This is a genomic window from Marinobacter sp. ELB17 (assembly GCF_000169375.1).
Classification (GTDB): domain Bacteria; phylum Pseudomonadota; class Gammaproteobacteria; order Pseudomonadales; family Oleiphilaceae; genus Marinobacter.
In genome coordinates this window covers 1-5,308 of sequence record NZ_AAXY01000062.1, presented here as the reverse complement: position 1 = coordinate 5,308, position 5,308 = coordinate 1, and the positions used below count along the sequence as shown (strand labels likewise).

The 5,308-nt window shown below is 54.0% G+C and carries 9 protein-coding genes; 1 reads left to right on the top strand and 8 read right to left on the bottom strand.

Features of this window, described 5'->3' with window-relative positions; all coding sequences use genetic code 11:
- Positions 1-743: hypothetical protein (locus MELB17_RS22890; protein WP_007352723.1), on the bottom strand; the 743-nt coding region annotated here is incomplete at its 3' end.
- Positions 744-1,097: 354 nt separating this feature from the next.
- On the opposite strand from MELB17_RS22890, the gene MELB17_RS22885 reads away from it, so the two are divergent.
- Positions 1,098-1,319: a hypothetical protein gene (locus MELB17_RS22885; RefSeq protein ID WP_007352722.1), complete on the top strand. Its 222-nt coding sequence runs from the start codon at positions 1,098-1,100 to the stop codon at positions 1,317-1,319.
- An 85-nt stretch (positions 1,320-1,404) separates the two neighbouring features.
- On the opposite strand, the gene MELB17_RS22880 is transcribed toward MELB17_RS22885, so the two are convergent.
- The 7 genes from MELB17_RS22880 to MELB17_RS22850 form a co-directional block, all read right to left on the bottom strand.
- A complete protein-coding gene (locus MELB17_RS22880; protein WP_007352721.1) occupies positions 1,405-2,106 on the bottom strand; it encodes an RES family NAD+ phosphorylase in 702 nt (233 codons plus the stop codon).
- Positions 2,106-2,507 carry an antitoxin Xre-like helix-turn-helix domain-containing protein gene (locus MELB17_RS22875; protein ID WP_007352720.1) on the bottom strand — a complete coding sequence of 134 codons (402 nt, stop codon included), beginning with the start codon at positions 2,505-2,507 and terminating at the stop codon, positions 2,106-2,108. The genes MELB17_RS22880 and MELB17_RS22875 overlap by 1 nt, the downstream gene beginning before the upstream one ends.
- A 107-nt stretch (positions 2,508-2,614) precedes the next feature.
- Entirely contained in the window at positions 2,615-3,274 is a 660-nt protein-coding gene (locus MELB17_RS22870) for a hypothetical protein (protein ID WP_157133394.1), read from the bottom strand.
- Between the two features lie 26 nt (positions 3,275-3,300).
- The gene (locus tag MELB17_RS22865) at positions 3,301-3,507 is read right to left on the bottom strand and encodes a hypothetical protein (protein WP_007352718.1); all 207 of its coding nucleotides are present in this window, start codon (positions 3,505-3,507) and stop codon (positions 3,301-3,303) included.
- Between the two features lie 324 nt (positions 3,508-3,831).
- Complete coding sequence (locus tag MELB17_RS22860; RefSeq protein WP_157133393.1) at positions 3,832-4,182, bottom strand: hypothetical protein; 351 nt, start codon at positions 4,180-4,182, stop codon at positions 3,832-3,834.
- A 194-nt stretch (positions 4,183-4,376) separates the two neighbouring features.
- On the bottom strand, positions 4,377-4,553 hold the full coding sequence (locus MELB17_RS22855; RefSeq protein ID WP_157133392.1) for a hypothetical protein: 177 nt from the start codon (positions 4,551-4,553) through the stop codon (positions 4,377-4,379).
- Between the two features lie 11 nt (positions 4,554-4,564).
- Entirely contained in the window at positions 4,565-5,254 is a 690-nt protein-coding gene (locus MELB17_RS22850; protein ID WP_007352715.1) for a hypothetical protein, read from the bottom strand.
- Positions 5,255-5,308 lie beyond the last annotated feature (54 nt).

The following is a 5,308-nucleotide window of genomic DNA, read 5'->3' as shown; positions in this document are numbered from 1 at the left end:
CCGTCACCCACGAGTGCGCGATGTTCGCATGCGTCACAACTTACAACAGCGTCAGGCCAGACCGAATTCAGGTGAATTAAGCGCGACTGCAGGCCACGCGAATTTCGGCTGATGCCCAGAAAGTGCAGGCGGTGAGGTACGGATGCTGGAACGCGGGCCAGATGCTTTATCAGTTCGGGTGGAAATGCGGCTGCATTGCTTGGTAGGGCCAGTCCGTCCATTGGGCGTTTCAGCAGCGCCAGTGCCTTGGTTACGAATACCTCGGGTGTCATATCGCCGGTTTGCACTGGCATGAGTGCTTGATGCTTTCTGTCTATGACGCTCAAAATGGCGTTTCCCCAGGTGCCGAGCGCGTCCAGCGTTTTGTCCTGCGAGCCAACAACGTCTGGGAGAATGAACACGACAGGCACAGTCGCCGCCTCCGAAATGGCGCGGTATACCTCAACAATCTTGGCCCAGGGTGTCCTTTCGGGTGCGCTGCGCCAGATGAATGCGCCAGAGTCCACCATAAGCTCACCGCCAGCACGAACAAACTCACAAGCGCGAGTCAGGCTGGCTGGATTGGTCTCGCTGGCGGCAATGCACATCGGGTTGCCTGCACGGCGATAACCTTCCCAGATCGCGGGTGCCAGGACACCGGACGCGAACTTCTGGACACCGGCCCCCAAGGCGCTCTTGGAAAACCCGAACAGGTCAGTGGGTGATTCGGACAGCCAGGCTTGAGTGTGCGCTGATGCGTCCATATACGATTCTCCGATTTCGGCGTTTGCCTGTGGCTGGCGGTTGCCAGCGTTATTCTCGTAAACACAATGCTAGGCCAATGGCCTACTTTATGCAAGACATTAGGGGAGATTGGAAGATTGATTAACGACCGATGGTTCCACGGCTCGGATGACTGAGTTCGACAGTTCAGCTTGGGGCGGGTTCGTCCGATGGTCAGGGCATGATGTTCTTTAGCGCATCCTGCAATGTCGCTCGGCGGTATGGCACAAATGTTATGGCCGCCAGCATTCCCGTTGCGGATTATCAGCGGATCACGGTGGCCGATTGGCTGCAGGATAAGTTGCCAACTCCCAACTCCCAACTCGGCGATAGGATTGATTATCGTAGGCGAGTTGGAATGTTTCGACTTCCCTGTGGATACTCTGGTGGTTGTCCGTGACCCAGGTTGCGAGTTTACCGTGCTGGGTGCCCATGAAATTGAGCACCTGGACGATGGGTTGGCTTACCATGAGCCAACCGGCCCTGGTGATCGGGAGTGGGCGCTGTTTCTTGAGGACGTTCTGGGCGGGGATAAGTTTGCGCCAGGATTTGGGTAGAAGCTCCAATCCGCGCCGAAGCTGCCTGAAACCCCTGCCAGCATTGGCCTAATGGGAGGTTATGTTTGGTTTTACTAGCGCATGTTTAAAAAAATTCGTTAGGATTTGAGAGCTTACGAATATCCATAATGGATCGCCCATCGATGATAAATTCAAAGTGGGTTGTCTGCACAATAGACGCTACATTCTCCGGCGTGAATAATCCCCAACAGATTTGCCCTGGCGCACGTACAGACCAATACTGGATTCCTTTCGATCTATCGGCCCGCAACTTTGCTCCCAACGCCCGCGAATCTGTGTAGGAACCAGCATCATAGATTGAATGGTTTTGCTCGACTGTGGTCCCGTCGTGAATCGGGTCACCTGAAAACACGCATGACAAACCCCGAAAAATGAGGCGGTCAAACGCCAGTCCTTCAACGTTGGATAGATACGCCTGCTGATGATAAGCAACTTCCTTGATTGCGGTATCCATCGTATCGGCAAGGTACAACATACCGTAATCACCGTTGCTGAAACGGCTCCCGTCCGGTGAAACATGGGTGAAAGGCGCAACAGCATAGGTGCAGCCTGGGATGCCCCATGGCATATCCTGTGTGTCGATGTAGGCCAGTTTGCCTACCTCAGCTGTAAGTCTGGGGTTGGTAAAAGCTTGGAGTTCGTAAAGATCCTCAAAGTCTTCCGCGCTTGCCACGTCATCGAACAGTTGGATGGTTGGCAGTTTGGAGTTGACCAGCCGATAACCCCTCTGGTTCGTTAATATGATCGCTGGCAGCGCAATGCCCATCACCAAAGTCCTCCGCGAAGCGTATCGATCCGTTTGTAGGTTTCATAAAGCGCCCCAAAATCGCCAGTCTCGATAACGGCTAACGGCGCTCTGCCATTGAAGAAAGGGTTGTGGTTCTTCTTGATCATAAACTGGTACACGTTGTCCTTGTTCTCAAAAACGATGCGCAAGGCTTGGTGAATGTTCAATAGATAGCTCAGCCGCGTCAGTTGGTCGGCATCCAGGTTGGCTTTATCTGGGTTGCTGCGGTACCGGTAAAATGTTGCTCGCGGCAGCCGGAGGATGGCTTGGGCCTGCTCTGGTGAGCACCCCCACTTGTCCAGAATGTTCATAACCGCTTTCAAGCCCTTAACGCTCATGCGGTTCAGGTCGGCCTGAGTTTTTTTCTCTGATGTCATCATGGTGATGTTCTCCCTTGGTACGGCTTAACTATACTATTTCCCGACGTAGACTAAAAGATAAAATTAGTCTACCTAGAGACAATGCCAGACTGGGAGTCTGACTTCTGCTAAAACAGGGCAAGTTGCCCTGCCGCCATAGGCGCTGGTATCGGATTAACCGTTGCCGTGTCGATCTGGGGTTCTGGCTTTACCGTCTGGGGAGGCTTGAAAGCCGGTGGGGCAAGGGCCGGCATCTTAGACGCTGGGCTTTCGGGTAAGAGGTTTTCCGCTGGCGGTTCAAAGGGTGGCTCCGACCGAAGTTGCGGGAATCGTATTGCTGGTTTGGTTCCCCAGGTCAAATCGAAGGGCGGTGAGTCCGTAACGGCCATGCGGGTGCCGGCATCCAACTTGAGGACTCCGATCACTTGTCTGGTTAGCTCAAACGATGTTTGCAGGTAGTCGTCGCCCTCAATAAGCAGCCGGTAATCAGGGCAGATCGCAACGGCCTTGCTGTCCAGCTTCAACAGGCAAACGTGGACTGCCTGACGATTTGGGGTAAACCAGAGCTTGTAGGGGTGGTAAGCCGATTTGGATACCGAGGGTTCCCACGGCAGCGCGCGGTTGTCTTGTAACGCTTGATACTGGCCTCGGGCCCTTGGGCCTTCGCCAACCAGTTCACCGGTTTTGGTGAGCCGTTCAAAGCCCACGCGGCCGCAACTGTCGCACTCACGAAAGTCCAGCTCGTAGACGGTTACTCCAATGGATTGTCGGGCCAACCGGTGCTTCAAGATATGATTGCCGCAGGGACAAGCCACTATAGGCGTTCCCAGGTTTGACGGTCAGCTTCGGTATACCGTGCTTCACGCTGTTCGCGCTCGACCTCTACACGCATCAGGTCGTCCTTGTGGTCGTCACAGGCTGCCTCTTGGAACCCGTGTGAGCGCCATACGGCACGAACTTTGTTGCCGGCGCTCTTGCAGAACAGGCATGAATTGCGTTGGTCGTCTTTAAGTCGTTTCATGCGGCTCTCCGGTCTGACTGTCTTGTTGAGTATCGGCTGGCGGATCGGTGGACTGCTACGCGCTGTATTCTACAGTGACCGCCCCGGCCGGTGGCCCGCATAGAGTCGAATAGCCTCACTGCCAATACCACAACGCTTGTGGTCGGGAGGATCGTCGTATCCGGTGTGCTGCTGATTATCGCTGTTTGGCTCAAGATGGGTGGTGGTTTAGTCGGGCTGCGCCCTATGCTTTTATGCCGGTCGGGCTTCGCCTTTCCAGCATGGGGCGGGTCGGCTTTCGCCTTCCCACCTAGCGGCTAACATCGGGTGGTTCTGGATATCCGTTTAGTGGTTATAGTCAATCTGCGAGACAGGCAAATCTTCATACACCGCGCCTGGCGAGGCTGAGAGCTTCAGCGGGTAGGGGATGTCCAGGTAATCGGAGAGATCGATTTCGGTGAGCTTGCCAGTTTCCACGAGGTCGTTCGCGGTTGCGCCGAACTCAGGAATGATTTGGTCAAAAGAGATTGGGAAATAGCGGCCACCGACCAGCTTCGTGAAATCAAAAAAAATGCTCAGTATTTCGCCGGTTGCTTCGACTTTGAAGGCCGAGCCAACGCGCAGACCAATACCGAGGGTTTCGCGTTGTTTATCGGTGATGCGCTCAAGATCGATACCCAATGCTTCGGCATTCAACGGAGCCATCACCGGTGTTGTAGCACAGGTGATTAAATCCTAGTTGGTCAAAATGGTATCGCATTTCAATCAGGTTTGCGTTGATTTGGTCGTGTGTTGCTTCGGGCATTGTCGTGTCGCCTGTTTGGTTCATGGTCGTCTCCGATTCACTGAGCTTGGCCCCGCTGGCGGGCAGGGCGCCTATTCGCTGGGATTTAGAATTCGATGTTGCGAAGCAGGAGGTAGTGATAATTGCCTTGCATGATGCCTAACTGTTCGCGGCAGTAGTCCACCAGAAGGTTCCAGATGTGCGCCGGCATATCATCAGCCACATCACCTTCTCCATTGCACGAACCGTCAATCTTGACCAGCACATCGGAGCACTCGTTCATTGGCTCGCCCTTCACCGCCATGTGAAGACCATGGTTTTGGGATTGTTCAGCCATTCGGCAAAGGCAGCGTCTCGGTAAAATTCTGGTGCGTCCAGTACCGTGACGCGAGACTGGCTTTCGGGTTGGCGCTTGACAAACTCGGCCGGCTCAACCTCAATCAGTTCCAGTGGGTCAGGAGTGAATGTCACCCAACCAGACACGTAAGCGCCGTTATCGTTACCGTTGGATACTCGGGCATCGTCTCTGATTTCGGCGTCCGTGCTGATGTTATGAGCGCCACTTATGTAGAGGGCTTTCAGTTCTTTTTCGGAGTAGTCGCTACCGGCGATTTGCGCGGTGTCGTTGTCAGGTATCCAGACCCAGCATTCAATAGCGTACACACTCTCGTTGATTGGAATAACAGCATTGTCAGAGTCTATTTCCAGTTCGCCATCACTTCCAAAAAGATCGCGAGCCAGGCTTTTGATGATGGAGATGCTGGGTGCAGCGTCAATCATTTCCTCTGGGACCAGCTTCAGGATTCGATTGCTGGATGAGGTATCAAAGCGCTCGCAAATAATTAGGCCTTCTTCGTGGTCTAGCTTTGTGACGCGCACCAGGGCTGATTCGCCAGACTTGTTAATGTCCTCGTAGAAATAGCTTTTGCCTACGATGACCGGGTAGCCGTTTAGGGTATGAGGGTTAAAATCAGAGTTTTGCATGTTTATCTCCTGGTCGGCCTTTGGCCTTGTTATCGCGGGCGGTTGCCTGCGTTG

Bases quoted from the DNA above. Each gene is read 5' to 3' on its own strand.
- MELB17_RS22855 (WP_157133392.1), bottom strand. From the start codon at position 4,553: ATGAACGAGTGCTCCGATGTGCTGGTCAAGATTGACGGTTCGTGCAAT.
- MELB17_RS22850 (WP_007352715.1), bottom strand. From the start codon at position 5,254: ATGCAAAACTCTGATTTTAACCCTCATACCCTAAACGGCTACCCGGTC.
- MELB17_RS22880 (WP_007352721.1), bottom strand. From the start codon at position 2,106: ATGGGCATTGCGCTGCCAGCGATCATATTAACGAACCAGAGGGGTTAT.
- MELB17_RS22865 (WP_007352718.1), bottom strand. From the start codon at position 3,507: ATGAAACGACTTAAAGACGACCAACGCAATTCATGCCTGTTCTGCAAG.
- MELB17_RS22875 (WP_007352720.1), bottom strand. From the start codon at position 2,507: ATGATGACATCAGAGAAAAAAACTCAGGCCGACCTGAACCGCATGAGC.